Annotated in this window: 30 protein-coding genes; 28 read left to right on the top strand and 2 right to left on the bottom strand. The window is 64.6% G+C overall.

The window, feature by feature from the left end:
* From ACN8M7_RS03180 to ACN8M7_RS03200, 5 genes are all read left to right on the top strand, one after another.
* A complete protein-coding gene (locus tag ACN8M7_RS03180) occupies positions 1–1,278 on the top strand; it encodes a bifunctional O-acetylhomoserine aminocarboxypropyltransferase/cysteine synthase (protein ID WP_490259743.1) in 1,278 nt (425 codons plus the stop codon).
* Between the two features lie 59 nt (positions 1,279–1,337).
* Positions 1,338–1,772 carry a thioredoxin TrxC gene (trxC, locus tag ACN8M7_RS03185; RefSeq protein WP_490259744.1) on the top strand — a complete coding sequence of 145 codons (435 nt, stop codon included), beginning with the start codon at positions 1,338–1,340 and terminating at the stop codon, positions 1,770–1,772.
* A 171-nt stretch (positions 1,773–1,943) separates the two neighbouring features.
* Complete coding sequence (locus ACN8M7_RS03190; protein ID WP_490259745.1) at positions 1,944–2,429, top strand: PaaI family thioesterase; 486 nt, start codon at positions 1,944–1,946, stop codon at positions 2,427–2,429.
* An 80-nt stretch (positions 2,430–2,509) separates the two neighbouring features.
* Entirely contained in the window at positions 2,510–3,307 is a 798-nt protein-coding gene (locus ACN8M7_RS03195; RefSeq protein ID WP_490259746.1) for a universal stress protein, read from the top strand.
* 239 nt (positions 3,308–3,546) lie between these two features.
* Positions 3,547–4,188 carry a flagellar biosynthesis protein gene (locus ACN8M7_RS03200; RefSeq protein ID WP_490259747.1) on the top strand — a complete coding sequence of 214 codons (642 nt, stop codon included), beginning with the start codon at positions 3,547–3,549 and terminating at the stop codon, positions 4,186–4,188.
* Between the two features lie 92 nt (positions 4,189–4,280).
* Here the strand turns inward: ACN8M7_RS03200 and ACN8M7_RS03205 are convergent, their stop codons facing one another.
* Positions 4,281–5,054, bottom strand: coding sequence for a ParA family protein (locus tag ACN8M7_RS03205; protein ID WP_061238393.1), 774 nt, complete (start codon positions 5,052–5,054; stop codon positions 4,281–4,283).
* 249 nt (positions 5,055–5,303) lie between these two features.
* On the opposite strand from ACN8M7_RS03205, the gene ACN8M7_RS03210 reads away from it, so the two are divergent.
* The 21 genes from ACN8M7_RS03210 to ACN8M7_RS03310 all read left to right on the top strand — a co-directional run bounded on the left by ACN8M7_RS03210 (position 5,304) and on the right by ACN8M7_RS03310 (position 23,407).
* Positions 5,304–6,020: a beta-ketoacyl synthase chain length factor gene (locus ACN8M7_RS03210; protein ID WP_490259748.1), complete on the top strand. Its 717-nt coding sequence runs from the start codon at positions 5,304–5,306 to the stop codon at positions 6,018–6,020.
* Positions 5,993–6,802 carry a lysophospholipid acyltransferase family protein gene (locus ACN8M7_RS03215; RefSeq protein WP_197432150.1) on the top strand — a complete coding sequence of 270 codons (810 nt, stop codon included), beginning with the start codon at positions 5,993–5,995 and terminating at the stop codon, positions 6,800–6,802. The genes ACN8M7_RS03210 and ACN8M7_RS03215 overlap by 28 nt, the downstream gene beginning before the upstream one ends.
* Entirely contained in the window at positions 6,783–7,043 is a 261-nt protein-coding gene (locus ACN8M7_RS03220) for a phosphopantetheine-binding protein (RefSeq protein WP_017678587.1), read from the top strand. Before ACN8M7_RS03215 ends, ACN8M7_RS03220 begins: the two co-directional genes overlap by 20 nt.
* Positions 7,044–7,055: 12 nt before the next feature.
* Entirely contained in the window at positions 7,056–7,322 is a 267-nt protein-coding gene (locus ACN8M7_RS03225; RefSeq protein ID WP_061238395.1) for an acyl carrier protein, read from the top strand.
* Between the two features lie 4 nt (positions 7,323–7,326).
* Positions 7,327–7,872 (top strand): COG4648 family protein, encoded by a 546-nt coding sequence (locus ACN8M7_RS03230; protein WP_490259749.1) that lies wholly within the window; start codon positions 7,327–7,329, stop codon positions 7,870–7,872.
* Complete coding sequence (locus tag ACN8M7_RS03235; RefSeq protein ID WP_490259750.1) at positions 7,869–9,569, top strand: ApeI family dehydratase; 1,701 nt, start codon at positions 7,869–7,871, stop codon at positions 9,567–9,569. The genes ACN8M7_RS03230 and ACN8M7_RS03235 overlap by 4 nt, the downstream gene beginning before the upstream one ends.
* On the top strand, positions 9,562–10,308 hold the full coding sequence (locus ACN8M7_RS03240; RefSeq protein ID WP_490259751.1) for a glycosyltransferase family 2 protein: 747 nt from the start codon (positions 9,562–9,564) through the stop codon (positions 10,306–10,308). Before ACN8M7_RS03235 ends, ACN8M7_RS03240 begins: the two co-directional genes overlap by 8 nt.
* Positions 10,305–11,252, top strand: coding sequence for a lysophospholipid acyltransferase family protein (locus tag ACN8M7_RS03245; protein WP_490259752.1), 948 nt, complete (start codon positions 10,305–10,307; stop codon positions 11,250–11,252). Before ACN8M7_RS03240 ends, ACN8M7_RS03245 begins: the two co-directional genes overlap by 4 nt.
* Positions 11,233–12,774: an HAL/PAL/TAL family ammonia-lyase gene (locus ACN8M7_RS03250; RefSeq protein WP_490259753.1), complete on the top strand. Its 1,542-nt coding sequence runs from the start codon at positions 11,233–11,235 to the stop codon at positions 12,772–12,774. The genes ACN8M7_RS03245 and ACN8M7_RS03250 overlap by 20 nt, the downstream gene beginning before the upstream one ends.
* Entirely contained in the window at positions 12,767–13,192 is a 426-nt protein-coding gene (locus tag ACN8M7_RS03255) for an acyl-CoA thioesterase (protein WP_061238401.1), read from the top strand. Before ACN8M7_RS03250 ends, ACN8M7_RS03255 begins: the two co-directional genes overlap by 8 nt.
* 77 nt (positions 13,193–13,269) lie before the next feature.
* Complete coding sequence (locus tag ACN8M7_RS03260; RefSeq protein WP_490259754.1) at positions 13,270–13,863, top strand: outer membrane lipoprotein carrier protein LolA; 594 nt, start codon at positions 13,270–13,272, stop codon at positions 13,861–13,863.
* A complete protein-coding gene (locus ACN8M7_RS03265; protein ID WP_490259755.1) occupies positions 13,847–16,174 on the top strand; it encodes an MMPL family transporter in 2,328 nt (775 codons plus the stop codon). The genes ACN8M7_RS03260 and ACN8M7_RS03265 overlap by 17 nt, the downstream gene beginning before the upstream one ends.
* 83 nt (positions 16,175–16,257) lie before the next feature.
* Positions 16,258–17,505, top strand: a complete 1,248-nt coding sequence (locus ACN8M7_RS03270; RefSeq protein ID WP_490259756.1) for an NAD(P)/FAD-dependent oxidoreductase — start codon at positions 16,258–16,260, stop codon at positions 17,503–17,505.
* 156 nt (positions 17,506–17,661) lie between these two features.
* The gene (locus tag ACN8M7_RS03275) at positions 17,662–18,381 is read left to right on the top strand and encodes a class I SAM-dependent methyltransferase (protein WP_490259757.1); all 720 of its coding nucleotides are present in this window, start codon (positions 17,662–17,664) and stop codon (positions 18,379–18,381) included.
* Positions 18,381–18,875 (top strand): hypothetical protein, encoded by a 495-nt coding sequence (locus tag ACN8M7_RS03280; RefSeq protein ID WP_490259758.1) that lies wholly within the window; start codon positions 18,381–18,383, stop codon positions 18,873–18,875. The genes ACN8M7_RS03275 and ACN8M7_RS03280 overlap by 1 nt, the downstream gene beginning before the upstream one ends.
* Positions 18,875–20,077 (top strand): beta-ketoacyl-[acyl-carrier-protein] synthase family protein, encoded by a 1,203-nt coding sequence (locus tag ACN8M7_RS03285; RefSeq protein ID WP_490259759.1) that lies wholly within the window; start codon positions 18,875–18,877, stop codon positions 20,075–20,077. Before ACN8M7_RS03280 ends, ACN8M7_RS03285 begins: the two co-directional genes overlap by 1 nt.
* Complete coding sequence (locus ACN8M7_RS03290; RefSeq protein ID WP_490259760.1) at positions 20,074–20,529, top strand: hotdog family protein; 456 nt, start codon at positions 20,074–20,076, stop codon at positions 20,527–20,529. The genes ACN8M7_RS03285 and ACN8M7_RS03290 overlap by 4 nt, the downstream gene beginning before the upstream one ends.
* Positions 20,522–21,265: a 3-oxoacyl-ACP reductase FabG gene (fabG, locus tag ACN8M7_RS03295; protein WP_490259761.1), complete on the top strand. Its 744-nt coding sequence runs from the start codon at positions 20,522–20,524 to the stop codon at positions 21,263–21,265. The genes ACN8M7_RS03290 and fabG overlap by 8 nt, the downstream gene beginning before the upstream one ends.
* A complete protein-coding gene (locus ACN8M7_RS03300) occupies positions 21,265–22,491 on the top strand; it encodes a beta-ketoacyl-ACP synthase (protein WP_490259762.1) in 1,227 nt (408 codons plus the stop codon). Before fabG ends, ACN8M7_RS03300 begins: the two co-directional genes overlap by 1 nt.
* A gap of 23 nt (positions 22,492–22,514) precedes the next feature.
* Positions 22,515–22,934, top strand: a complete 420-nt coding sequence (locus ACN8M7_RS03305; RefSeq protein ID WP_490259763.1) for a hypothetical protein — start codon at positions 22,515–22,517, stop codon at positions 22,932–22,934.
* A 26-nt stretch (positions 22,935–22,960) separates the two neighbouring features.
* Positions 22,961–23,407, top strand: a complete 447-nt coding sequence (locus ACN8M7_RS03310; protein ID WP_061238412.1) for a hypothetical protein — start codon at positions 22,961–22,963, stop codon at positions 23,405–23,407.
* 50 nt (positions 23,408–23,457) lie between these two features.
* On the opposite strand, the gene ACN8M7_RS03315 is transcribed toward ACN8M7_RS03310, so the two are convergent.
* Entirely contained in the window at positions 23,458–24,006 is a 549-nt protein-coding gene (locus ACN8M7_RS03315) for a methyltransferase family protein (RefSeq protein WP_231740117.1), read from the bottom strand.
* 70 nt (positions 24,007–24,076) lie between these two features.
* Between ACN8M7_RS03315 and ACN8M7_RS03320 the strand changes: the two genes are divergently transcribed.
* Positions 24,077–24,481, top strand: a complete 405-nt coding sequence (locus tag ACN8M7_RS03320) for a beta-hydroxyacyl-ACP dehydratase (RefSeq protein WP_490259764.1) — start codon at positions 24,077–24,079, stop codon at positions 24,479–24,481.
* A complete protein-coding gene (locus ACN8M7_RS03325; protein WP_061238415.1) occupies positions 24,474–25,358 on the top strand; it encodes an ABC transporter ATP-binding protein in 885 nt (294 codons plus the stop codon). Before ACN8M7_RS03320 ends, ACN8M7_RS03325 begins: the two co-directional genes overlap by 8 nt.
* The last annotated feature ends 5 nt before the right edge of the window (positions 25,359–25,363 follow it).

Genomic DNA, 25,363 nt, shown 5'->3' on the forward strand with positions numbered 1-25,363 from the left:
ATGAAACTGGAAACACTGGCCATCCACGCCGGCTACGATCCGGATCCCACCACCAAGGCCGTGGCCGTACCGATCTACCAGACCAGTTCCTTCGCCTTCGACGACACCCAGCACGGTGCCGATCTGTTCGACCTGAAGGTGGCTGGCAACATCTATTCGCGCATCATGAACCCGACCAATGCCGTGCTCGAGGAACGCGTGGCGGCGCTGGAAGGCGGCGTCGGCGCACTGGCCGTGGCCTCCGGCATGGCCGCCATCACCTACGCGATCCAGACCGTGGCCGAAGCCGGCGACAACATCGTCTCGGTGGCCAAGCTCTACGGCGGCACCTACAACCTGCTGGCCCACACCCTGCCACGCTTCGGCATCCAGACCCGCTTCGCCGCGCACGATGACATCGCCGCGCTGGAAGCGCTGATCGACGAGCGCACCAAGGCGGTGTTCTGCGAATCCATCGGCAACCCGGCCGGCAACATCGTCGACCTGGCGGCACTGGCCGATGCCGCGCACCGCCATGGCGTGCCGCTGATCGTCGACAACACCGTGGCCACCCCAATCCTCTGCCGCCCCTTCGAGCATGGCGCGGACATCGTCGTGCATTCGCTGACCAAGTACATCGGCGGCCATGGCACCAGCATCGGCGGCATCGTGGTCGACTCCGGCAAATTCCCCTGGGCCGAGCACAAAACACGCTTCGCGCTGCTCAACACGCCCGATCCGTCCTACCACGGTGTCACCTACACCGAAGCCTTCGGCCCCGCGGCCTTCATCGGCCGCTGCCGCGTGGTGCTGCTGCGCAACACCGGGGCGGCGCTGTCGCCGTTCAATGCCTTCCTCATCCTGCAAGGCCTGGAAACCCTGGCCCTGCGCATGGAGCGGCACACCGAGAACGCCCTGAAAGTCGCGCAGTTCCTGCAAGAGCACCCACAGGTGGCCTGGGTCAAATACGCCGGCCTGGTCGACCACCCCGAGCACGGGCTGGCCCAGCGTTACTTCGGCGGTAAGCCGGCGGCGATCCTGTCCTTCGGTATCCAGGGCGGCCAGGAAGCTGGCGCGCGCTTCATCGATGCGCTGCAACTGGTGGTACGCCTGGTCAACATCGGCGACGCCAAGTCACTGGCCTGCCACCCGGCATCCACCACGCACCGCCAACTCAGCGACGAGGAACTGCAGAAGGCCGGCGTACCGCGCGACATGGTGCGCCTGTCCATCGGCATCGAGCATATCGACGACATCCTCGCCGACCTGACCCAGGCACTCGAGGCCGCGCGCGGCTGATCGCTTGAAAAGCCGCCGCTTCGGCTCCAGATAGGTGTCATTGCCGCTGGAGCCGAATCATGAGCGATCCCCTGCTGATCCCCTGCCCGCACTGCAACGGGCTCAACCGCATTCCCGCCGAACGCCTGGCGGACACGCCACGCTGTGGCCGCTGCAAGGCCGACGTGCTACCGGCCGCGCCCATCACCCTCAGCCAAGCCAACTTCGCCAGCCAGCTGAAGGGCGACCTGCCTCTGCTGGTGGATGTCTGGGCCAGTTGGTGCGGCCCGTGCCAGGCCTTCGCCCCGACCTTCCAGCAGGCCGCTGCCCAGCTTCAAGGGCGCTGCCGCCTGGGCAAGCTCGACAGCGAGGCCAACCCGAATCTGGCCGGGCAACTGGGCATTCGCTCGATCCCCAGCCTGATCCTGTTCAAGGGTGGCGTCGAAGTCGCGCGTCAGAGCGGCGCCATGCCACTGCCGCAACTGCAGGCCTGGTTGCGCCAGCAGGGCATCTAGCGTGCTTCTGTAACCCGGACGCAATCCGGGGAATCAGGGCGCCAGCCATTTCCGGGTTGTATCCGGGCTACGCCACTTGAGCGTTTGCGTCAGTGACGGCGGCCACTGCGGTCAATTGCACGGCGACGAGCAAGCCGTAAGCTGGCCTGACGCCCGCTCAAGGAGTCCGTCATGCCCCTGCCCGTGGAAATCGCCCGTCAACTCACCGAAGAGCAGATCGCCTTCGTCAAGCGCAGCGGCCTCAAGGCCGAAGTGCTGGAGCCTGGCTTCGTCCGCCTGCGCATGCCGTTGCAAGGCAACCAGAACCATATCGGCAGCATGTACGCCGGCGCCCTGTTCACCCTGGCGGAAATTCCCGGCGGCGCACTGTTTCTGAGCAGCTTCGACGCCCAGCGCTTCTATCCCGTCATCAAGGAAATGAACCTGCGCTTTCGTCGCCCCGCCACGGGCGACATCCGGGTCGAAGCGCGCCTCGCGGCCGAGGAAATCGCCCGACTGGAAGAGCAAGCGAGCCAGCAGGGCAAGGCCGAGTATGTGCTGGAACTGCAACTGACCGACGGCAGCGGCGAAGTGGTCGCAGAAAGTCGCGGCCACTACCAATTGCGTTTACGCTCAATGGCGCCGCTGCCAGCATTCGCAATCGGTAACAGTCCCTGACCTTGCCACAGGTCAAAAGAGCGGCTATCTGAACAGGCACAATAAAATTGCCGAGGGGTATCGGCAGGAGAGCCGTCACCATGTTCAAGCACATTCTTATCGCCCACGACCTGCGCGACACCGCTGACATGGCGCTGTGCCGCGCCACTCAGCTGGCCCAGCAGCACAACGCCCGCCTGACCCTCCTGCATGTGCTCGACCCGAGCCAGGGCAGCGAGCAGCACGAGAAGGCACGCCAGGCACTGGATCGCAGCCTGACCCAGTACGCCCCACCAGGCACGGAGCTGCGCATGCTCAGCGGCAAGCCCTCGGAAGTGGTGCTGCAACAGGTGCAGGACAGCGGCTGCGACCTGCTGGTACTGGGCGGGCACCAGAAACGCCACGACTTCTTCTCCGGCACCAGCCTCGACCGCATCGCCCGCCGCTGCACCGTGCCGCTGCTGTTGGTAGCACGCAACGACTTCCAGCCTTATCAGCGGGCGCTGGCCGCGATCGACTTCTCCCTGTGCGCCTGCAGCGCACTCGGCCAGGCGTATCAACTGCTGCCTGGCAATGCCGAGCTGCACGCCCTGCACGTGTTCGAGCCGGACAAGGGCACGCCGCAGCAGGTGGAACTGCAGCTGCAGACTCAGCAAGGCCTGATCGATCAGCTACTGCACGACGAAGCGCAGCTGCTGCCAGCGGGCGGCCCGAAACTCAGTCATGAAGTGCTGCAAGGCGGCATCCTGCGCAGCCTGCAGGAGCAGATCAAGACACGTCGAGGCGAGCTGCTGGTGCTCGGCAGCCACGGCCGCAGCGCCTTCTCCCAGGCCCTGCTGGGCAGCCTGGCGCAGCACTTCCTGCACAAGGCGCCATGCGACGTGTTCGTGGTGCGCTAGACCAGCCACAAGAGTACACACGGTCAGAGACAACCCATTGCCCTTGCTCGGGGCGGCCCGTCGGCCGCCCTTTGCACAGCAGTAACAAACCCGCCTACCGAGCAGGGCCCCAGAAGCCCTATGGTCAGCATCCAAACGCCTACTCAATACCTAGTCACTGCAGCGCAGATGCCAATTCGCCATCATCCTTGTAGAATCGCCCGTCCAATGCCCAACCGATGCACACAAGGAGTAGTTCTATGAGTATGGAAAAGACCGTCAGACTAGCCGGCGTTAGTCTTCTGCTGGCGCTTTGCGTTGGCTGCGCCACGAGCCGTTCCGAGATCGATGTGAAGGCCCCTTCGCTGGAGCTGGCCGGCACCCCTGAAGCCAGCAACGGTAAGAAGGTGTACATCAGCGCAGTCGATGAGCGCGTTTTCGAAATCAAGCCGAGCCAGGCCGACATTCCGTCGCTGAAGAATGCAGAAACCACTGATCGCTCGATCACCGAGCGGGCCTTTGGCCGCAAGAGAAATGGCTATGGCAAAGCGCTCGGAGACGTTTTGCTGCCATCTGGCCGTACCGTGTCTGCCCTGGTCGAAGAGTCCGTGGCCTCTGCCTACCGGCAAGCTGGCTATGAGGTGGTGACAGCTCCTAATGCCGACGGCGCTACCGAGGTGAAGGTTCGCGTCAAGGAGTTCTGGTCATGGTTTTCGCCCGGCTTCTTCTACGTGACGGTCAACAACAAGTCGCGCTTGAACATCGAAGCTGCTGGCCAACCGAATATGGAAATCGTCACGCTGAAAAGCGATGGCATGCAAGCCGTCACCGATAGCGACTGGAAAGCCATCACCGAAGCAGGTCTGCAAGAAATTGCTCAGGAAGCCGCCAACAAACTCTGACAGGTCAACTGAAACAAGAACGCCCCGATCATCTCGGGGCGTTCTTGTTTGGCGGGAACTGAAGGCTTGTAACAAAGCAGCCCTGATCAACCTTAGTCTGCAGCGTTGAGCAGATCGTGCAGTTCGACGAACTGCTGCGTCAGCTTGTGCCGTGCATCCAGATAGATCAGCGGCGTGCACACTTGGTGCGATTCGCGCATCTTCACCGAACTCATCAGGTTCACCGGCAGCACCGGCAGTCCTTCGGCGATCAGCTCATCCAGCAACTGCTGCGGCAACGTGGCACGCGGCTGGAACTGGTTGACCACGATGCCTTCCACCTCCAGCGCCTCGTTGTGATCTTCCTTGAGCTCTTCGAGCTCGGCCAGCAGGCCGTACAACGCATTACGCGAGAAACTGTCGCAATCAAAGGGAATCAGCACACGATCAGCGGCGATCAACGCAGAAACTGTGTAGAAGTTCAGCGCCGGCGGCGTATCCAGGTAGATGTGGTCGTAGTCTTCGGCCAACTCGTCGAGCAGTTTGCGCAGCTTGTTGATCTTGTGCTTCTGCTCCAGCTTCGGCTGCAACTCGGCCAGTTCGGCGGTAGCCGTGACCACATGCAGGTTGTCGAATGGCGTTTCGTAGATATCCACCTTGCCCTTCTTGGCGAACGGCCCGGACGAGAGCGTCTGCTTGAAGAAGTCGGCGATGCCCATGGGGATTTCCTCGCCGGTCAGGCCGGTGAGGTAGTGGGTCGAATTGGCCTGGGCATCGAGGTCGATCAGCAGCGTGCGATAGCCCTGAGCTGCGCTCACTGCGGCGAGATTACAAGCGATGCTGGACTTGCCTACGCCACCTTTCTGGTTGAATACCACACGTCGCATCGTTGCTCTCCCTGATCTGGAATGTTCCGAATTCTATGCAAAGGCCATGACAGGCACGAGACGTAGACCACATCGCCATCATCCGCCTATCAGAAGAAGCTGCGCAATGTTTGCACAGTCCTGCGCGCATCTAGATAATGCCCGACCGAACAAGTACCGGCACTATGCCATGGCACTGACTGATAGCGACGCCTTCAGGCGTATCGTCGTGCCCACCAGTATGCCCGGAGTGGCGAAAAGCCTCGTGCTATGAATTTCCACATCGAAGGATTGCGCGCCTGGGCCCCCGGCCTGGAGTCAGAGGATGATTGGCGTGCCTGGTGCAGCGCTCCTGTGGTCGTGCGCGACGAGCAACAACAACCGGACGTGAGTTTTCTTCCCGCCATGCAACGGCGCCGCCTCAGCCGGCTGGCGCGGATGCTGTTCCATGTCGCCTGGCCGCTCGCCGAAGGGCAAGGTCCTCTGCCGATGGTATTCGCCTCGCGTCATGGCGAAACTCCGCGCACCCTGAACATTCTCACCGAGTTGGCGCAAGACGAACCGCTGTCGCCCACCCAGTTCAGCCTGTCGGTACACAACGCCATCATCGGTCTGTGGTCGATCCTGCGCGCCGACGATAGCGAAATGACCGCCATGGCGGCGACCGGAGACGGCCTTGAGCAGGCCATGGTCGAAGCCAGTGGCCTGCTGGCCGAAGGAGCGCCGGCGGTGCTGCTTGTGATCGCCGAAGAATTGCCGCCCGACCTCTACACGCCCTACATAGATGACGTACCCTTCTCCTACGCGCTGGCTCTGCTGCTGAAACCGGGCAAAACCTGGACCTTGAGCCTCGCGCCCGCCGTCTCTGGCTTACCCGCCGCCTGGCCACACCCTCTGAACCTGCTGCGCGCCTTCCATGGCGGGCAGCCAACGCTGACTCATAACTGGAAACACCGTCAATGGACCTGGTCACGCAACGAGGCCTGAGCCAATACAGCCCGCCTTACGCATGGCGGCTCGTCGCCACCGCCCTGAGCTTCGCCCTGTTTGGCGTCGGCGGTGTGCTGCTGCGCGTCCTGGTTTTCCCCCTGCTCAGCCTGCTGCCCGGCGACACCTTGCGCCGCCGCAGTCGCGCCCGGGCGGTGGTCAGCTGGACCTTTCGCGTATTCGTTCAGTTCATGTACCGCACAGGCGTGCTCACCTATGAAGTCGAGGGTGCCGAGCGTCTTGGCCGCCCCGGGCAGATGGTGATCGCCAATCACCCTTCGCTGATCGACGTGGTCGTGCTGATCGCCTTCATCCGCGACGCCAACTGCGTGGTCAAGCAGAGCCTGTGGGAAAACCCCTGCATGCGCGGGCCGATTCGCGCCGCCCAATACATCAGCAACAGCGGCAGCATGGACATGCTCGATGAAGCCGCCGGCGCTCTGCAAAACGGCGAAACCCTGATCGTCTTCCCCGAGGGCACCCGCACCGTACCTGGCAGCAACCCGGAATTTCACCGTGGCGCAGCCGCCATCGCCGTGCGCGGCGCCAGCGTGGTGACCCCGGTGGTCATCAGCGTGACCCCCACCACCCTGACCAAGGCCGAGCCCTGGTACAGCATTCCGTCGCGCCGTTTTCACTTTCGCCTGCGGGTCGGGGAGGATATCGATCCGCGGCAATACACCGAGCAGGCCCCGTTGCCGATTGCCTCGCGCAAGCTCAACGACCATCTGCATCAACACTTTATGAAGGAGCTCGCCTCAGATGAGCGATCTGCAACTTGAAATCAAGAACCTGATCATCGACGCCCTCGGCCTCGAAGACATGAGCGCCGACGACATCGGCGCAGAGCAGACCCTGTTCGGCGAAGGCCTGGGCCTGGACTCGGTGGACGCGCTCGAACTGGGTCTGGCCATCCAGAAACGTTTCGGCATCAAGATCGACGCCGAAGCCAAGGACACCCGCAAGCACTTCGCCAATGTCGCGAGCCTGGCTGCGTTCGTTTCTGCCCAGAAAGCCGCTTGAGGATTAGCCCAGATGCAAAGCCGCGAAGAAATCTTCGTCACCCTGCGTAGCGCCCTGGTGGAGCTGTTCGAACTGGACGCCGAGCGCGTGACCCTGGACGCCAGCCTGTATGAAGACCTGGAAATCGACAGCATCGACGCCGTCGACCTGATCGACCATATCAAGCGCCAGACCGGGCGCAAGCTGGCGGCCGAGGAGTTCAAGAGCGTACGTAGCGTCGGCGACGTGGTAGAAGCCGTGTACCGCCTGATCAACGACGCACCCCAGGCCCAAGCCTGACCCCATGGCGCGCCTGTTTGGCCTGCTGTTGCTGATCGCCGGCATCCTCTATCCCTTCGCCGTCTACTACGGCATGGAACACTGGTCGCCACGTGTGTTTGCTGCGTTGCTCGGCGGGCTCTGGCTGGCCCGTGCGTTGACGGCACGTCGCCGCCCCGGTGGCCTGTGGCTGGCCGTGGCGGCGCTGGCGTTCTGCCTGCTGCTGGCAGTCGCGGACGAGCCGGCCCTGCTGCGCTGGTACCCGGTATTGCTCAACCTGATGCTGCTGGCGCTGTTCGGCCTCAGCCTGAAGTTCGGCCCGCCGCTGGTGGAGCGCCTGGCACGCCTGCGGGAGCCGCAGCTACCGGACATCGCCGTGCGCTACACCCGCACCGTCACCAAGGTCTGGGCGCTGTTCTTCCTAGGCAATACCGTGCTGCTGATGGCACTGGCGATGTGGGCGCCGCTCTCTTGGTGGACGCTCTACACCGGATTCATCTCTTACGGCCTGATCGGCCTGTTGTTCGCTGGCGAATGGTTGATCCGCCAGCAGGTAAGGAAACACGAATGACCTGGTTGCCCCTCACTGATCTGCTGCTGGAAGCCCGGCCTGACCGGCAGGTGGCCCTGGAGCCGACCCTGCAGCATGCGCAGCTGCAAGAACGCGCCTTGCGCCTGGCCGCTGCCCTGCAGGCGCGAAGCGTGGAACGCGTGGCGCTGTATCTGGAGGATGCCGGCGAACTGGCCATCGCCCTGCTCGGCGCCTGGCGCGCCGGAGTGCAGGTGTTGCTGCCCGCCGATGCCCAGGCGCAGACGCGCCAACGTTTGGCAGATCAGGTCGACCTGTGGCTGGATGACCTGAGCGGGCTGGACGCGGAGCCGCTGCCGAGCGCCCGCCTGCTGCCCGAGCATTGCCACCTGACCCTGTGCACCTCGGGCTCCAGCGGCGAGCCCAAACTGATCGACAAGAGCCTGGTGCAACTGGCCAACGAGGTCGAGGCGCTGGAGCGTTTGTGGGGCGCGCACCTCGGCCAGGCCACCATCCTCGGCAGCGTCGCCTGCCAGCATATCTACGGCCTGCTGTTTCGCCTGCTCTGGCCGCTCTGCGCCGGCCGACCGCTATACCGCCGCGCCCTGCCCTTCCCTGAAGACCTGCAGCAGGCCAGCCTGGCTATCGCCAGGGGCCGTACGAGCGCAGAGGCTGGCGCCGCCCCTGACTTCGCCTGGATAGCCAGCCCCGCCTTGCTCAAGCGCATGGGCGACAACCTCGACTGGCCGGCGCTGAGCCAGGTCAAACAGCTGTTCTCCTCTGGCGGCGCCCTGCCTGCCGAGGCCGCCCAGACCCTGCATGAGCGCCTGGGCCAATGGCCGACGGAAATTTACGGCAGCTCGGAAACCGGCGGCATCGGCTGGCGTCAGGGCGACAGCGCCTGGCAGCCTTTCCCGGGCGTCGAGCTGAGCCTCGATGCAGCCGGCGCCCTGCGTATCGCTTCGCCGTACTTGCCCGCCGGGCATGTCGAGCAGAGCGCGGACGCCGCCGAGATCGGCGACGACGGTCGTTTCGTCCTGCGCGGGCGGCTCGACCGCATCGTCAAGCTGGAGGAAAAACGCATCTCCCTGCCCATGCTGGAGCAGGCGCTGACCGGCCACGACTGGGTTGCCGACGCTCGCCTGGGGGTGATCCAGGAAGGCCGCGCCTTTCTCGGCGCCGTGCTGGCCCTGAGCCCGAGTGGCGTACACGCCCTGCGCAACCAGGGTCGCCGCACGCTGACCGAAACCCTGCGCCGACATCTGGCCGAGCACTGCGAAACCATCGCCCTGCCACGCCGCTGGCGCCTGCTGCTGGAGCTGCCCTACAGCAGCCAGGGCAAACTGCCACAGAGCCAGGTCGACGCCCTGCTGAGCGCCCCACGGCCGACTCGGGTAGAGCCCGTCAGCGCCGAAGCACGCGACGGCGAATGGCTGTTGCAGTTGCAGGTGCCGCTGGATCTTGCCCACTTCACTGGCCACTTCCCGCAGACCCCGGTACTGCCAGGTGTGGTCCAGGTGGACTGGGCGCAGCAACTGGCGCGCCAGTTGATCAGCGACCTGCCGCCACGTTTCGCCGGCATGGAAGTGCTCAAGTTCCAGCAACTGGTGCGCCCCGGCGACACCCTGCAGCTCACCCTGCGTTTCGACACCGAGCGCGGCAAGCTCTACTTCGCCTACCACAATGGCGAAGCGGCCTGTTCCTCCGGGCGCATCCTGCTGGAGCCGGCCCATGGCTGAATCTGGCTTCAAACCCTGCGCGGTCATTCCGGTGTACAACCACGAGCGACCATTGCCTGGCGTGGTCAACGAACTGCACCGCGCCGGGCTGCCCTGCCTGCTGGTGGACGATGGTTCCAGTGCCACCTGCGCCGCCGTGATGGACGAACTGGCGCAGCAGTCAGGCGTCCACCTGCTGCGCCTGCCCAGCAACCTGGGCAAGGGCGGCGCGGTGATGGCCGGCCTGCGTGAAGCAGCGCGCCTCGGTTACAGCCATGCCCTGCAGGTCGATGCCGACGGTCAGCATGACCTGAGCAGCATCGATGCTTTCCTCGACACCGCTCGAGCGCATCCAGAGGCGATGGTCTGCGGCTACCCGCAATACGATGCCAGCGTGCCCAGGTCGCGCCTCTATGCCCGCTACCTGACCCACATCTGGGTCTGGATCAACTGCCTGTCGCTGCAGATCCGCGACTCCATGTGCGGCTTTCGCATCTATCCGCTGCCGCCCACCCTGGCACTGCTGGACACGGTCAAGCTCGGCCGGCGCATGGACTTCGACACCGAGATTCTGGTGCGCATGGCCTGGCGCGAGCAGCCGATGCACTGGCTGCCGACCCGCGTGCACTACCCGGCCGATGGCCTTTCGCACTTTCGCCTGTGGCACGACAACCTGCTGATCTCCGGCATGCATGCCCGTCTGTTCTTCGGCATGTTGCTGCGTGCACCGCGCATTCTCTGGCGCAGGCTGACTGCATGAGCGCTACCGAACACAAGGATCACTGGGCTCGCCAGAAGGAGCGCGGCAGCTTCCTGCTGATGCGTTTCACGGTCGCCGCCGTGCGTCGACTTGGCCGCCGTCCGCTGACGCCACTGCTGTACCTGATCGTCCTGTACTTCTACATCTTCGGCCGCAGCGCGCGCACCAGCATCCATCAGTACCAGCACAACCTGGCAGCATGGAGCGCACGCCCCGAACTGCGCCCGAGCCGAAGTTCGGTGCTACGTCAGTTCCTCGCCTTCGCCGACAGCCTGCTGGACAAGCTCGACGCCTGGAATGGCCACCTGCCGTTGCAGCACCTGCAACTGCACGACCCCGACAAGCTGCGGGAAAAGATGCACGACGGCAGCCGCGGGCGGCTTCTGGTCGGTGCCCATCTGGGCAATCTGGAAGTCTGCCGCGCACTGGCCGAACTTGGCGAGCAGGTACGCATGAACGTCCTGGTGCACACCAAGCATGCCGAACGCTTCAACCGCCTGCTGGGTGAGTCCGGCGCCAGCCACCTGCGCCTGATTCAGGTGAGCGAACTCGACCCCGCGATCATGCTGCAATTGGCCGAGCGCCTGGAGCGCGGCGAATGGCTGGCGATTGCCGGCGACCGCGTGCCCCTGCACGGCGGGCGCAGTGTCGAGGTCGACTTCCTCGGTCTGCCGGCCGCCTTCCCCCAGGGCCCCTGGCTGCTGGCCGGCCTGCTGCAGTGCCCGGTGGAACTGATTCATTGCCTGAAAATCGACGGCCGCTACCAGGTGCGCCTCGAACACTTCGCCGATGCCGTGGCCTGGAAGCGCAGCGAGCGCGACCAGGTGATCCGCGACTGGGCACAACGCTATGCGCAACGCCTGGGCGAACACTGCCTGGACGCCCCCAACCAATGGTTCAACTTCTACCCTTTCTGGAAGCGAGATGACGACATACCAGCCTGAGCCGGTGATCTTCGGCGAGCGCCCGCTGAACATCGAGAACATCGTAGCCCTGTCGCAACGCCAGGCCCGAGCCCAGTTGCAGAACGACGCGGCCTACCGGGAAAAGATCGCCAAGGGCGCTCGTTTTCTCGACACCCTGCTAGACAAGGAAGGCGTGATCTATGGCGTCACCACCGGCTATGGCGACTCCTGCGTGGTAGCGGTGCCGCTGCACCAGGTCGAGGCACTGCCCAAGCACCTGTTCACCTTCCACGGCTGCGGCCTGGGCAAACTGCTCGACGCCCCCAGCACCCGCGCAGTGCTCGCGGCCCGCTTGCAGTCGCTGTGCCATGGGGTATCCGGGGTACGCGTGGAGCTGCTCGAGCGCATCCAGGCGTTCATCGATCACGACGTGCTGCCGCTGATCCCGGAAGAAGGCTCAGTCGGCGCCAGCGGCGATCTCACCCCGCTGTCCTACGTCGCCGCCACCCTCAGTGGTGAGCGTGAGGTGCTGTACAAGGGCGAACGCCGCAGCGCCGCCGACGTGCATCGCGAGCTGGGCTGGACGCCCCTGACCCTGCGCCCGAAAGAAGCCCTGGCGCTGATGAACGGCACCGCAGTGATGACCGCCCTGGCCTGCCTGGCCTATGCCCGCGCCGACTACCTGCTGAAACTGGCGACGCGCATCACTGCACTCAACGTGATCGCCCTCGAAGGCAACCCGGAGCACTTCGACGAGCGCCTGTTCGCCGCCAAGCCGCACCCCGGACAGACCCAGGTCGCCGCCTGGATTCGCCAGGACCTGGCCGTCGAAGCGCCGCTGCCGCCCCTGCATCGCCTGCAGGATCGCTACTCGATCCGCTGCGCGCCGCACGTGCTTGGCGTGCTGGCCGACAGCCTGGGCCTGCTGCGCCAGTTCATCGAGATCGAACTCAACAGCGCCAACGACAACCCGCTGTTCGATGCCGAGACCGAGCGCACCCTGCACGGCGGGCACTTCTACGGCGGGCATATCGCCTTTGCCATGGACAGCCTGAAGAACCTCATCGGCAACGTCGCCGACCTGCTCGACCGCCAGCTCGCCCTGCTGGTGGACAGCCGCTACAACCACGGCCTGCCGAGCAATCTGTCTGGCGCACCGCTGGAAACCGCGATGATCAACCACGGCTTCAAGGCCGTGCAGATCGGCGCCAGCGCCTGGACCGCCGAAGCGCTGAAGAACACCATGCCGGCCAGCGTGTTCTCGCGCTCCACCGAATGCCACAACCAGGACAAGGTGAGCATGGGCACCATCGCCGCGCGCGATGCGCTGCGCAGCCTGGAGCTGACCGAACAGGTCGCCGCCGCCACCCTGCTGGCCGCCAACCAGGGCGTGTGGCTACGCGAGCGCGCTGGCAAGCGCGACATTCCCGCGCCGCTGGCAGCCATGCGCGAGCAACTGGCCAGTGACTTCCCGCCGGTGATCGAAGACCGCGCCCTGGAAGGTGAGCTGCGCCTGTGCCTGGAGCGCATTCGCAGCCAGCACTGGGGGCTGTATGCGTAAATCAGGCGTGTTGCAGGCGCAGATCGAACTGCAGGTGCAGTTCTACGACGTCGACATGATGGAAATCGTCTGGCACGGCCACTACGTCAAGTACTTCGAGCAGGCGCGCTGCGCCCTGCTCGACAAGCTCGACCACAACTACCGGCAGATGCGTGACTCCGGCTATGCCTGGCCGGTGATCGACCTGCAGCTGCGCTACGTGCGCGGCGCCCAGTTCGGCCAGCGCATCGTCGTGCGCGCCGACCTGGTGGAGTGGGAAAACCGCCTGAAGATCAACTACCTGATCAGCGATGCCGAGACCGGTGAACGCATGACCCGTGGCAGTACCGTGCAAGTGGCCGTGGAAATCGCCACCCGAGAAATGCAGTTCAACTCGCCGCAGGTCTTCATCGATGCCGTGCAGAGGGCCATCGCGTGAGACGCCTGCTCAGCGCCGTCCTGGCAGGCTGCGAATGCATAGCCCGGATGAAATCCGAAAAGCGTGTTGCGCTCAGGATGCCGCGGATTGCATTCGGGCTACTGCTGGCCGGCATTGCCCAGTCGGCGCTGGCGTTCGACCTCGACCAGCTCAGCGCGCAACTTGGCAAACCCGAGGTGGTGCGTGGTCACTTCATTCAGGAAAAGCACCTGCGTGCCCTGCCGCAACCACTGACCAGCCGCGGCCGCTTCGTCCTGGCCAGGGACCAAGGCCTGCTCTGGCTGCTCGAACGCCCACTGCAGCAGGACTACCGCATCGATGCGCAGGGCATCGCCCGACGTAGCGAACAGGGCTGGCAGCTGGTCGCCCAGCAAAGCGCCAGCGCCCAGCAGAACCGCCTGTTCCTCGCCGTGCTCAAGGGTGACAGCAGCGGCCTGCGTCAGGACTTCGAACTGAGCCTGAGCGGCTCGGCCGAGGCCTGGACGCTCGACCTGACGCCGCGTAGCGTCCTGCTCAAGCAGGTCTTCAACGCCATCCATATCAGCGGCGGCGCCCTGGTGCAGCGCATCGAGCTGCAGGAAACCCAGGGCGACAGCACCGTGCTGCGCCTCGAGGACAGCCAGCCCGGGCAAGCCCTGAGCGATGCGGAGCGACATGACTTCCAGAATTGAATACTGGGGTTCACGGCTCTTCCCGCTCGCCCTGCTCCTGCTCGTCGTCGTTGCTGCCTGGCAGTGGCGAGGCGGTGCGCCCGTTTCGGCCAACCTGCTGGAGCTGGTGCCCAGCGGCAGACCCGACGCGCTCGAAGAGCAGGCCGTGCAACGCATGCAGGAGCCGCTCAACCGCGAACTGCTGGTGCTGATCAGCCACCCGCAACGCGAACAGGCCCTGGCGCTGGCTGCCGAACTGGGTCAGCGCTGGCAACAGCAGGCGCTGTTCGAGAAGGTGCAGTGGGATCCACAAGCCGACCTGGCCGGCATACGCCAGCAACTGCAGGAACAACGCCTGGCATTGCTGTCGGCAGCCGACCGCCAGCTGCTGATCGACGACCCCAGTGCCTTCGTTGCCAGACGCGTACAGGATCTGTTCGACCCCTTCCGCAGCCAGGGCGTGGTCGCCACCAATGACGACCTGCTCGGCCTGAGCACCCTGGTAGAGAAAAGCCTGCCCCATCAGCACAACGTTCAGGTCGATCTCAGCGGCGCCTTGATCGCCGAGAGCGAGGGGACCACCTGGGCACTGCTGCGCGCCCGCACCACTGCCGATGCCTTCGACGGCAACCTGGCGCTGGCGGCGGACGATCTGGTCAGCCAGGCCCGCGACCAGGTACAGGCGCGTGGCGGCCAGCTTCTGGCCAGTAGCGGGTTGTTGTACTCCGCCCATGGCCAGCGCGAGGCCACAGGCGAAATCAGCCTGATGGGCAGCCTTGCCAGCGCCGGGGCGCTGCTGATGATGCTGCTGGTGTTTCGTCGGCTGCGCATCCTGCTGGCCTTCGTCCCCGTCGGCATCGGCGTGCTCGCCGGGCTGACGGCCTGTGTCGCGGTGTTCGGTCATATCCACGTGATGACCCTGGTACTCGGCGCCAGCCTGATCGGCGTGGCCATCGACTACCCTCTGCACCTGCTGTCGAAGAGCTGGACACTGCAACCTTGGGATAGCTGGCGTGCCCTGCGTGCTACGCTGCTGGGCCTGACCCTGGCGCTGCTGACCAATGTCATCGGCTATCTGGCACTGGCCTTCACGCCCTTTCCGGCCCTCAAGCAGGTGGCGATCTTCTCGGCAGCCGGGCTGCTCGGCGCCTACCTGAGTACCCTGTTCCTGCTGCCAACGCTGCTCGGCAAAGCCGAGATTCGGCCCTGGCAGCGCCCTCATGCTCTGGCGCAGCGCCTGCTCGACTGGCGCGAAGCCTTGCTGCGCAAGGTGCCAACACCCTGGCTGCTGTTGATCTTCGTCATGTTCAGCACAGGCGGCGTGCTGCAGCTCTCGCACAAGGACGACCTGCGCCAGTGGGCCAGCGTGCCGCCACAATTGCTGGAGCAATCGAAAACCATCAGCCAGATCGTCGGCATGCAACCGACCAGTCAGTTCTTTCTGGTGCGTGGCGACGATGAGGAGCAACTGCTGCAGCGCCAGCATTTGCTGGGGCAGCGCCTGGACAAGCTGGTGGAGAAAGGTCAGCTGAAAAGCTATCTGGCGCTGAGCCAGCTGATCGCGTCAGCCACGCAGCAGGCAAGCCTGCGCCAGGCGCTCGCCGCACTGCCCAGCCACAGCGCCGCGCTCACCGAACTGGGCATCCCTGCCGAGGCCATCGAGCACGAGACCCAGCAGATGCAAGCGCTGCCCACGCTGAGCATCGAGCAGGTGCTCGGCGCACCGCTGAGTGAACCCTGGCGCCCACTCTGGCTGGGCAATACGACAGATGGACAGGTCGCCGGGCTGATCAGCCTGCAAGGTCTGAGCGACAGCAACCTGCTGGCCGCTCAGGCCGCCGGGCTCGACGGAGTGAAACTGGTCGACCGCCTCGGCGAGCTCAATCGCCTGTTCGCGGCCACCCAGGTCAGCGCCGCCAAGCTCAAACTGGCCTCCTGCCTGCTGATCTTCGCCCTGCTGTGCAGCTGCTTTGGTGCACGCGGCGCCGCTCGCATACTGGCGGTGTCGCTGCTGGCGGCGTTGGCCAGCCTGGCCAGCCTGGGTTGGCTCGGCCAGCCGCTGACGCTGTTCAGCCTGTTCGGCCTGTTGCTGGTCACCGCCATTGGCGTGGACTACGCCATCTTGATCCGCGAGCAGGTCGGCGGTGCAGCCACCAGCCTGCTCGGCACACTGCTGTCGGCCCTGACCACCTGGCTGTCGTTCGGCCTGCTGGCGCTGTCGAGCACCCCGGCGGTAAGCAATTTCGGCCTGACCATCAGCATCGGCCTGGTCTTCAGCTTCCTCCTCGCGCCCTGGGCAAGCGACAGGCAAGCCGAGGCGCAGTCGACATGATCGGACCTGTATTAACCACTCCCCATAAAACCTGGCGCACGATGTGCCGGGTATGCCCACAACCTTGAGGCGAAGAAGTCGTCATGCAATCTCCTGAAATCGAACAGCGTCAGATCGTCGTTATCGGTGCAGGCCCGTCCGGAGCAATCGCGGCAGCCATTCTCAAACGCCAGGGGCATGACGTGCTGGTGCTGGAGCGACAGCGCTTCCCGCGCTTCTCCATCGGCGAAAGCCTGCTGTCGCACTGCCTGGATTTCGTCGAGGAAGCCGGCATGCTCGAGGCGGTGCAGGCCGCCGGCTTTCAGACCAAACACGGCGCGGCGTTCGCCTGGGGTGAGCGTTACACCAGCTTCGACTTCCGCGACAAGTTCACCGAAGGCAAGGGTTCGACCTATCAGGTGATCCGCGCCGACTTCGACAAGCTGCTGGCCGACGAAGCCGAGCGCCAGGGTGTGGAAATTCGCTACGAAGAGGAAATCTTCGCCGCCGACTTCAGCGGCGATTGCCCGCGCCTGTCGGTACGCCGCCTGGCCGATGGTGCCGAGTACCAGGTCGAATGCGCCTTCGTCCTCGACGGCAGCGGCTATGGCCGCGTGCTGCCGCGCCTGCTCGACCTCGACACGCCATCGGCCTTCCCGGTGCGCCGCGCGGTGTTCACTCACATAGAGGACAACATCGACCCGGCCTCGGGCTTCAACCGCGAGATGATCCTCATCACCACCCACCCGACCCTGCGCGACGTGTGGTTCTGGACCATCCCGTTCAGCAACGGCCGCTGCTCGCTGGGCGTGGTCTGCGCCGCCGAGCACTACGCGAACTACCCGCAGGATCTCGACGCCTGCCTCAAGCAGTTCGTTGCCGAGACCCCGTCGCTGAGCAAGGTGCTGGGCAATGCCGTGTGGGATACCCCGGCACGCGAAATCAACGGCTACTCGGCCAACGTCAAGAGCCTGCACGGCCCGGGTTTCGCCCTGCTCGGCAATGCCGCGGAATTCCTCGACCCGGTGTTCAGCTCGGGCGTGACCATCGCCATGCGCTCGGCGAGCATGGCCGCAGGACTGCTGCATCGCCAACTGGGCGGCGAGACGGTGGACTGGGAGAACGAGTTCGCCATCCCGCTTAAGCGCGGCGTGGATACCTTCCGCGTCTACGTCGAAGGCTGGTACGAGGGCTCCTTCCAGGACGTGATCTATTACGAGAAGGCATCCCCGGAAATTCGCCGCATGATCAGCTCGATTCTTGCCGGCTACGCCTGGGACGGTAAGAATCCCTATGTCTCCGAACCTCGCCGGCGCCTGCGCGTTCTAGCAGAGCTTTGCGCCCAAAACTGAGAACCTATTTACAATCAGCTGCGCGCCGGCCCTACAGCGTTAGAAACAGGCTCGGAATGCTCATTTACAACTCGTAAACTCCGCTTCCTCGCCTGCTTCTGCCTTGTATGGCTCAAGCTCGCTAGCCCGTGAATAGATTCTAAACAAGGATCGTCGATGAACGCCCTGCGCCCCGTCTCGCCCACCTACGTAGAAGAAACCCGCTTCGGCTTCTGGTTCCTGCAAAGCCATGTCTGGCAGCACCATGTGCTGCGGGTTGCGATCAACGATCTGGTGCGTCTGATAGACGGCCCGCTGCCGCACGCACCGGTCCTGCTGGACGCAGGCTGCGGCCAGGGGCGCTCCTTCGGCCTGCTCGACGCAGCGTTCTCGCCAGCGCGACTGATCGGCCTCGATGCAGACCCGCACAGCCTGGACTGCTCGCGCCACGAGGCCGAGCGTCTGGGTCTCGAAGTCGAGCTGATCGCCAGTGACTGCGCCGCCATCGATCTGCCCGACGCCAGTGTCGATCTGCTGTTCTGCCACCAGACGCTGCACCATCTGGTGGAGCAGGAGAAAGCCCTGGCCGAGTTCTGGCGCGTGCTCAAACCGGGCGGCCGGTTGCTGCTGGCCGAATCGACCAAGTTCTACATCGATACCTGGGTGATCCGCTGGCTGTTCCGCCACCCGATGCACGTTCAGCGCAGTGCCGAGCAGTATCTGGAAATGCTCGGCGCGCAGGGTTTCCAGTTCGACCAGAGCAGTATTTCCTACCCCTACCTGTGGTGGAGCCGCTCCAAGGACTTCGGCCTGCTGGAGCGCTGGGGGCTGATGCGACCCAAGCCGGTCGGTCAACGCGACGAAACGCTGCTCAACGTAGTGGCGCGCAAACCGTGATGCCACGCATACTCCTGCTCGCCGCCAGCCTGCTGCTGAGCGCCTGCGCCGCACACACACCCGTGCCGCAAACGCCACCGGCACTGGTCGCGCCCTTGCCGCTCAGCCTGCAGATCCAGCGCGAGCAGGCGCAGGAGCGACAGGACTGGCTGCTGGTGGTGCAGCGTGAGGGCTCGGCCCTGCGCTGGTCACTGATGGACCCACTGGGTATCCCGCAAGCACGTCAGCTACTGGATGCCGGGCAATGGCGTAACGACGGCCTGCTGCCGCCCAATGCCGAGGCCCGCGAACTGTTCGCCGCGCTGTTGTTCGCCCTGAGCCGCCGCGATGCGCTGCAGGCTTACCCGGCCGGCAGCTGGCAACAGCTGAACGATGATCAGCGCCGTCTCGCGCCGGACTGGACCATCGATTACCACGGCCCTGTGGATTTCACCCTTGGCAAGACCGGCCTGAACTACCGGATACGTGCACTGAACCTGGAAGAAAGCGATTGATGTCCCGCGCCCCTACCCCCAGCTATCTCCACGCACTCGGTCTGCTCTGCGCCCTCGGCGAAGGCAAGCAGGCGGTCGCCGATGCGCTGTTCGCCGGCGACACCTCAGGCATGCGCGCCGAAGACGGCTGGGTCAGCGAACGCAGCCTGACGGTGGGCGCCGTGCATGCCGATCTACCCGCCATGCCGCCCGGTTTCGAGACCGCGCACAGCCGCAACAACCAACTGCTGTTGGCGGCAGCGCTGCAGATCGAGCCCGAGCTGCGCGCGGCCATCGCCCGCCATGGCGCTCATCGCGTCGGCCTGGTGCTGGGCACCAGCACCTCAGGGATTCGCGAGGCAGGCGAGCACATCGGGCGCCACATCAACGAAGGCGCACTGCCGGCCGAATACGATTACGCCCAACAGGAAATGGCCGCACCCGCGAACTTCCTGGCGGACTGGCTGAAGCTTGGCGGCCCGGTCTACTGCCAATCCACGGCCTGCACCTCCAGCGCCCGCGCCCTGCTCAGCGCTCATCGCCTGCTGCGCATGGGCCTGTGCGACGCGGTGATCTGCGGGGGCGTGGACAGCCTGTGCCGGCTGACGCTCAATGGCTTCTCCTCGCTGGAAGCGGTGTCGGCCGAACCCTGCAACCCGTTCTCGGTGAATCGCAACGGCATCAACATCGGCGAAGCCGCCGCCCTTTTCCTGATGACCCGTGAGCCTGCCCCCATCGTTTTTCTGGGCGGCGGCGCCAGCTCCGACGCCCACCATATTTCCGCCCCGCACCCGGACGGCCTGGGTGCCCGCAGCGCGATGGAAAAGGCCCTGAGCAACGCTGGTCTGACGCCGGAGCGCATCGATTATCTGAACCTGCACGGCACCGCCACCCGACACAACGACGCGATGGAGAGCAAGGCCGTGCACGCCCTGTTTCCTGCCGGCCTGCCCTGCTCGTCGAGCAAGCCCATGACCGGCCACACCCTGGGCGCCGCCGGCGCACTGGAAGCAGCCTTCTGCTGGCTGACCCTGAGCGAGTACAACCGCGACGGCCTGCTGCCACCCCATCTCTGGGACGGCCAGCCCGACCCCGAGCTGGCGCCGCTGGAACTGGTCCGGGCCGGTACCCGCCTGAGCCGTGCCCAGGGTCGTCACCTGATGAGCAACTCCTTCGCCTTTGGTGGCAACAACGTCGCGCTGATTCTGGGGGATGCACCATGAAACTGTGGCCCGTAGCCGAACTGGTGCCCCATGCCGGCAACATGGTGTTGCTCGACGAAGTGCTGAGCTGCGACACGGAAGCGATCGAGGTGCGCCTCACGGTGCGCCCTGACGGCCTGCTCAACGACAGCGACGGCAGCCTGCCAGCCTGGACCGGTATCGAGCTGATGGCGCAGGCCATCGCCTCATTCGCCGGCATCCAGGCCAAGCGCGCCGGCTTGCCGGTGGAGCTGGGCTTTCTGCTCGGCACGCGCAAGTACAGCTGCAACGTCGAGCGCTTCCCGGCTGGCAGCGAGTTGCACATCCGCGCCCTGTGCTCGCTGCAGGACGACAACGGCATGGGCGTGTTCGAATGCCACCTCCAGGGCCCCGGCATCCAGGCCGAAGCCCGCCTCAATGTGTTCCGCCCGCCGCAACCGGCGGTCTATCTGCAAGAGCGATCCCATGACTGAAAGCACCTCTGCCGCCACCGTTCTGGTCACCGGCTCCAGCCGTGGCATCGGCCGCGCCATCGCCCTACGCCTGGCTCAATCGGGCCATGACCTGGTCCTGCACTGCCGCTCGCGCCGCGATGAAGCCGAAGCCGTGCAGACGCAGATCGCCGAACTCGGCCGCCAGGCGCGCATCCTGCAATTCGACGTATCCGACCGCGCGGCCTGCCGCGAAGCGCTGGAAGCCGACATCGAAGCCCATGGCGCCTACTACGGCGTGGTGTGCAATGCCGGCCTGACCCGTGATGGCGCCTTCCCGGCCCTGTCCGAGGACGACTGGGATCAGGTGTTGCGCACCAACCTGGACGGTTTCTACAACGTGCTGCATCCGCTGACCATGCCGATGATCCGCCGCCGCGCAGCGGGCCGCATCGTCTGCATCACCTCGGTCTCGGGGCTGATCGGCAACCGCGGCCAGGTCAACTACAGTGCCTCCAAGGCCGGCGTGATCGGCGCCGCCAAGGCCCTGGCAATCGAGTTGGCCAAGCGCAAGATCACCGTCAACTGCGTCGCGCCCGGCCTGATCGATACCGAGATTCTCGACGAGCTGGTCCCGGTGGACGAAATCCTCAAGATGATTCCCGCTGCCCGCATGGGCACCCCGGAGGAAGTGGCCGGCGCGGTGAACTTCCTCATGTCCAGCGAGGCGGCGTACATTACGCGTCAGGTTCTCGCGGTCAATGGTGGGCTGTGCTGATGAAACGTGTAGTAGTTACCGGCATGGCCGGCATCACCTCGCTGGGCAGCGACTGGCCGAGCATCGCCCAGGCCTTTCGCGAAGGCCGCAGCGGCATCCGCCGCATGGACGAGTGGGATCGTTTCAGCGAAATGAATACCCGCCTGGGTGGCCCGGTGGACGACTTCGTCCAGCCCAAGCACTGGAACCGCAAACAGACCCGCAGCATGGGCCGGGTGGCGAAACTGGCGGTATTCGCCGCCGAGCGCGCCCTGGAGCACGCCGGTCTGCTCGGCGATCCATGCATCGCCGACGGGCGCATGGGCGTCGCCTGCGGCTCGTCCACCGGCAGCACCGAAGAGGTCAAGGCATTCGGCAACATGCTGCTGAACTCGGTGGCCGACGGCCTCAACGCCAACTCCTACATCCGCATGATGCCGCACACCACGGCCGCCAACATCAGCATCTTCTTCGGCCTCAAGGGCCGCCTGATCCCCACGTCCAGCGCCTGCACCAGCGGCAGCCAGGGTATCGGCTACGCCTACGAGGCGATCAAGTTCGGGCGCCTGAAGATGATGCTCGCCGGCGGTGCCGAAGAACTCTGCCCCACCGAGGCGATGGTCTTCGATGCGCTGTACGCCACCAGCCTGAAGAACGACACGCCGCACGCCAGCCCACGCCCCTACGACAGCGGCCGCGACGGTCTGGTGATCGGTGAAGGCGCCGGTATTCTGGTTCTCGAAGAGCTGGAGCACGCCCTCGCCCGTGGCGCCACCATCCATGCCGAGATCGTCGGTTTCGGCTGCAACTCGGACGGCCAGCACGCTACCAAGCCGGCGCAGGAAACCATGCGTGGCGCCATGCAACTGGCGCTGGACGACGCCGGTCTGGCGGCCCAGGCCATCGGCTACGTCAACGGTCACGGTACCGCCACCGAGCAGGGCGATGTCGCCGAGACCCAGGCCACCAGCAGCCTGTTCGGCCCGCGTATGCCGATCAGCTCGCAGAAGAGCTTCCTGGGTCATACCCTGGGCGCCTGCGGGGCGCTGGAATCCTGGTTCAGCATCGAGATGATGAATTCGGACAGCTACGTGCATACCCACAACCTGGACGCCATCGACCCGGCCTGCGGCGAGCTGGATTACCTGCGCGGCGAGTTCCGCCAGATGAGCCACGAGTATGTGATGAACAACAATTTCGCCTTCGGCGGCGTGAACACCTCGCTGATCTTCAAGCGCTGGAAATGACCCTTAACGACATGGAGTCCCATATGCCCCGCAATATTTCTCGCATCTTGCTCATTCTGATGCTGCTAGGACTTGGCGCGTGCAGCCGCATGCAACCGGTGCTGACCGTACAGCAGCCGCTACCCACGGACAGCGCATCTTATCTGGACGAGCAAGCGATGCAGCAGGCACTCATCAGAGCCCTGACCCGCACCCGCTGGCAGATCGAGGGGGGACACCAGGGGCTGATGCAGGCTCACATGAACTTCCGCGGTCGTCACAAGATCTGGATCGACATTGATTACGCTCCAGACCACTACAACATCCGTTACCGCGACAGTCAGAATCTGGACTACGCCGATGGCAAGATTCACAAACGCTACAACGCTCTGGTGAAGAAACTAAACGGCGTCATCCAACAGGAGCTGCGAGTAGCACGCAGTATGAAAGCCCTACAACAGTAAGCATCACCCGCCAAAAAGGAGAGAGCATGATGAACAAGCAATACTGGATGGCTGCTGCACTTGGCCTGGTTCTGCTACCTGGCCTGAGCCAGGCGGCTGACGACGTGAACTTCCTGCCGTTCGATGCGGCTGTACAGGAAGCAATCAACTCCGGAGTTATCGACGGTAGCGTTAAGTTCTACCTAGGCGACAAGAAGCCAACAGGCAAGGTCAGCGTGCTCAAATCCGGCCTCACCACCAGCCAGAAGAGCAACGCCTTTGGCAAAAGCGTGGAGGCTTCCTGTAACCGTGCTCTGCACTCTTCGCTGATCCGCTTCCAGAAGTCGGCAAAGGCCGCTGGTGCCAATGCCGTGGTCAACCTAGTCAGCAACTACAACAACAACGTCTACAAGGACAATGAGAAGTACGAGTGCCACAAAGGCAGCATCATGTCTGGCGTGGCGCTCAAGGGCGATCTGGCTAAGGTTCAGTAACGAGTGAGCTGTCAGAACCGGCCTTTCCCTGGAAAGGCCGAGTGACGCCCTCAGAAGAGCAAGGGCACGAACATCCAGCTGCGTCTCATGTAGTCGCGATAAGCATCGCCGAAATAGGCCAGGCACTCGCGCTCCTCGCAGCGTGCCGAACACCACAGCAGCACGCTGGACAGTACCGCCAGCAGCATGATCAACCCATCGATGCGCTTGCAGGCGATGCCCCAGGCCAGCAGCAACAACGAGCAGTACATGGGGTGACGGATATAACGGAAGATGCCGCCCGTCACCAACTGCGAGGTGCGCTCGAAGGCGAACAGCTCATCATCCTGGCGTTGCTCGCCTGCCTGGCCGAAGCGGCGCATCTGGTAGATCCCGGCGAACAGCACCGCCAGTGACAGGCTCAGCAGGACCCAGGATATGCGCTGACTCAACTCGCTCCGGTCGCCGAACCACGAGGACGCGTTGAGCACCAGCATCACCAGCATCGCCTCCCAGGCGAGGAAACGATAGAACCCGTGGCTGCGCACATTACCCAGCGTGCGCCAGGAAATACCCACCAGGATCGCGCTGATCGTCACAAAAGCCAGCCACTGCCACATCGTCACCCCATCCTCCCTCTATCCCTGCCTCTGTTACACTGCGTCGCCCGAAACGCCCAGACCGCTCGCCATGGATCGCACCCAACTGCACACACTGCTGCCGCACCAGGGCGACGCTCTCTGGCTGGATGCCTTGCTCGATCACGATGCCAAGGCCATTCGCGGTCTCAGCGCCTGGCAGCACCTCGAAAAACTTGGGCAAGATGCTTCGCCTTGCCTGCTGTTCGAGGCCGCTGCCCAGCTTTGCGCCGCACATGGTGCCCTATACGGCGAAGCGGATGCCATCGAAATGGCCCTGGTCGGCAAACTTTCCCAGCTCCATCTGCACCCGGTCACACGTCGCGACGAACCACTGCTGGTCAGCGCCCGGCAGGAGGCCCTGAGCCCGGCCGGCGCGCTGTATGCTTTCGCCATCCAGGCCGGCGGCCAGCCGCTGCTGGACGGCAAACTGCTGCTGGTGCTCGTCCATGCTTGAGCTACATGACATCAGCTACCGCTACCCTGGCGCGGACAGCCCCGCCCTGCAGCACATCGACCTGCAATTGCAGGAAGGCCAATGCCTGGGCCTGCTCGGCAGCAACGGCGCCGGCAAGACCACCCTGCTCGCGCTGCTCAGCGATACCCTCGCCCTGCAGCAGGGCGAAATCCGCTGGGACGGCCCGCGCAGCCTGGGCCTGGTGCCCCAGCAACTGGCGTTCTACGCCGAGCTCACGGTCGCCGAGAACCTCGCGCTGTTCGCTGATCTGTACCGCCTGCGCGGTGCCCAGCGCCGCCAGCGTCTGGACCTGAGCATTGCCAGCACCGCCCTCGAAAACAAGCTGTCGCGTCGCGCCGCACGCCTGTCCGGCGGCGAACAGCGGCGCCTGAATTTCGCCATCGGCCTGCTGCAGCCGGCACGCCTGTATCTGTTCGACGAAGCCACGGTGGGCGTCGATGCAGCCAGCCGGCAACTGCTGCTCGACGCCGTCGAGCACCTGGCTGGCGAAGGCCATGGGGTGATCTACACCAGCCATTACCTGGACGAGGTTGAGCGAGTCGCCGGGCGCATTCTGCTGCTGCACGAAGGCAAGGTGCGTCTGGACCTGAACAAACAGCAACTGCTCGACAGCGGACACGGCCTGCTGCTGGAGTGGCCGCAGCGGGTGCCCGATGGCTTGCCGCAATTGCTTGCTCGCTTGCAGCTGGACGCGGAGACACTGCCCGACGGCCTGCGCATCGCCAACCTGGACGGCCAGCAACTGCTGGCCATCACCCAGTTCATCGCCGCCCAAGCAGTGCCTCCGAGCCTGCTGCGCTTCGGCCGCCCCTCGCTGGAGCAACTCTACCTGAGCCTCAACGGAGGCCGCCTGTGAGCCCG

The organism is Pseudomonas spartinae, from assembly GCF_965197125.1.
Lineage (GTDB): Bacteria > Pseudomonadota > Gammaproteobacteria > Pseudomonadales > Pseudomonadaceae > Aquipseudomonas > Aquipseudomonas composti_A.

Coding starts and splice junctions, on each gene's coding strand:
- ACN8M7_RS03180 (WP_490259743.1), top strand. CDS start 1: ATGAAACTGGAAACACTGGCCATCCACGCCGGCTACGATCCGGATCCC.
- trxC (WP_490259744.1), top strand. CDS start 1,338: ATGAGCGATCCCCTGCTGATCCCCTGCCCGCACTGCAACGGGCTCAAC.
- ACN8M7_RS03190 (WP_490259745.1), top strand. CDS start 1,944: ATGCCCCTGCCCGTGGAAATCGCCCGTCAACTCACCGAAGAGCAGATC.
- ACN8M7_RS03195 (WP_490259746.1), top strand. CDS start 2,510: ATGTTCAAGCACATTCTTATCGCCCACGACCTGCGCGACACCGCTGAC.
- ACN8M7_RS03200 (WP_490259747.1), top strand. CDS start 3,547: ATGAGTATGGAAAAGACCGTCAGACTAGCCGGCGTTAGTCTTCTGCTG.
- ACN8M7_RS03205 (WP_061238393.1), bottom strand. CDS start 5,054: ATGCGACGTGTGGTATTCAACCAGAAAGGTGGCGTAGGCAAGTCCAGC.
- ACN8M7_RS03210 (WP_490259748.1), top strand. CDS start 5,304: ATGAATTTCCACATCGAAGGATTGCGCGCCTGGGCCCCCGGCCTGGAG.
- ACN8M7_RS03215 (WP_197432150.1), top strand. CDS start 5,993: ATGGACCTGGTCACGCAACGAGGCCTGAGCCAATACAGCCCGCCTTAC.
- ACN8M7_RS03220 (WP_017678587.1), top strand. CDS start 6,783: ATGAGCGATCTGCAACTTGAAATCAAGAACCTGATCATCGACGCCCTC.
- ACN8M7_RS03225 (WP_061238395.1), top strand. CDS start 7,056: ATGCAAAGCCGCGAAGAAATCTTCGTCACCCTGCGTAGCGCCCTGGTG.
- ACN8M7_RS03230 (WP_490259749.1), top strand. CDS start 7,327: ATGGCGCGCCTGTTTGGCCTGCTGTTGCTGATCGCCGGCATCCTCTAT.
- ACN8M7_RS03235 (WP_490259750.1), top strand. CDS start 7,869: ATGACCTGGTTGCCCCTCACTGATCTGCTGCTGGAAGCCCGGCCTGAC.
- ACN8M7_RS03240 (WP_490259751.1), top strand. CDS start 9,562: ATGGCTGAATCTGGCTTCAAACCCTGCGCGGTCATTCCGGTGTACAAC.
- ACN8M7_RS03245 (WP_490259752.1), top strand. CDS start 10,305: ATGAGCGCTACCGAACACAAGGATCACTGGGCTCGCCAGAAGGAGCGC.
- ACN8M7_RS03250 (WP_490259753.1), top strand. CDS start 11,233: ATGACGACATACCAGCCTGAGCCGGTGATCTTCGGCGAGCGCCCGCTG.
- ACN8M7_RS03255 (WP_061238401.1), top strand. CDS start 12,767: ATGCGTAAATCAGGCGTGTTGCAGGCGCAGATCGAACTGCAGGTGCAG.
- ACN8M7_RS03260 (WP_490259754.1), top strand. CDS start 13,270: ATGCCGCGGATTGCATTCGGGCTACTGCTGGCCGGCATTGCCCAGTCG.
- ACN8M7_RS03265 (WP_490259755.1), top strand. CDS start 13,847: ATGACTTCCAGAATTGAATACTGGGGTTCACGGCTCTTCCCGCTCGCC.
- ACN8M7_RS03270 (WP_490259756.1), top strand. CDS start 16,258: ATGCAATCTCCTGAAATCGAACAGCGTCAGATCGTCGTTATCGGTGCA.
- ACN8M7_RS03275 (WP_490259757.1), top strand. CDS start 17,662: ATGAACGCCCTGCGCCCCGTCTCGCCCACCTACGTAGAAGAAACCCGC.
- ACN8M7_RS03280 (WP_490259758.1), top strand. CDS start 18,381: ATGCCACGCATACTCCTGCTCGCCGCCAGCCTGCTGCTGAGCGCCTGC.
- ACN8M7_RS03285 (WP_490259759.1), top strand. CDS start 18,875: ATGTCCCGCGCCCCTACCCCCAGCTATCTCCACGCACTCGGTCTGCTC.
- ACN8M7_RS03290 (WP_490259760.1), top strand. CDS start 20,074: ATGAAACTGTGGCCCGTAGCCGAACTGGTGCCCCATGCCGGCAACATG.
- fabG (WP_490259761.1), top strand. CDS start 20,522: ATGACTGAAAGCACCTCTGCCGCCACCGTTCTGGTCACCGGCTCCAGC.
- ACN8M7_RS03300 (WP_490259762.1), top strand. CDS start 21,265: ATGAAACGTGTAGTAGTTACCGGCATGGCCGGCATCACCTCGCTGGGC.
- ACN8M7_RS03305 (WP_490259763.1), top strand. CDS start 22,515: ATGCCCCGCAATATTTCTCGCATCTTGCTCATTCTGATGCTGCTAGGA.
- ACN8M7_RS03310 (WP_061238412.1), top strand. CDS start 22,961: ATGATGAACAAGCAATACTGGATGGCTGCTGCACTTGGCCTGGTTCTG.
- ACN8M7_RS03315 (WP_231740117.1), bottom strand. CDS start 24,006: ATGTGGCAGTGGCTGGCTTTTGTGACGATCAGCGCGATCCTGGTGGGT.
- ACN8M7_RS03320 (WP_490259764.1), top strand. CDS start 24,077: ATGGATCGCACCCAACTGCACACACTGCTGCCGCACCAGGGCGACGCT.
- ACN8M7_RS03325 (WP_061238415.1), top strand. CDS start 24,474: ATGCTTGAGCTACATGACATCAGCTACCGCTACCCTGGCGCGGACAGC.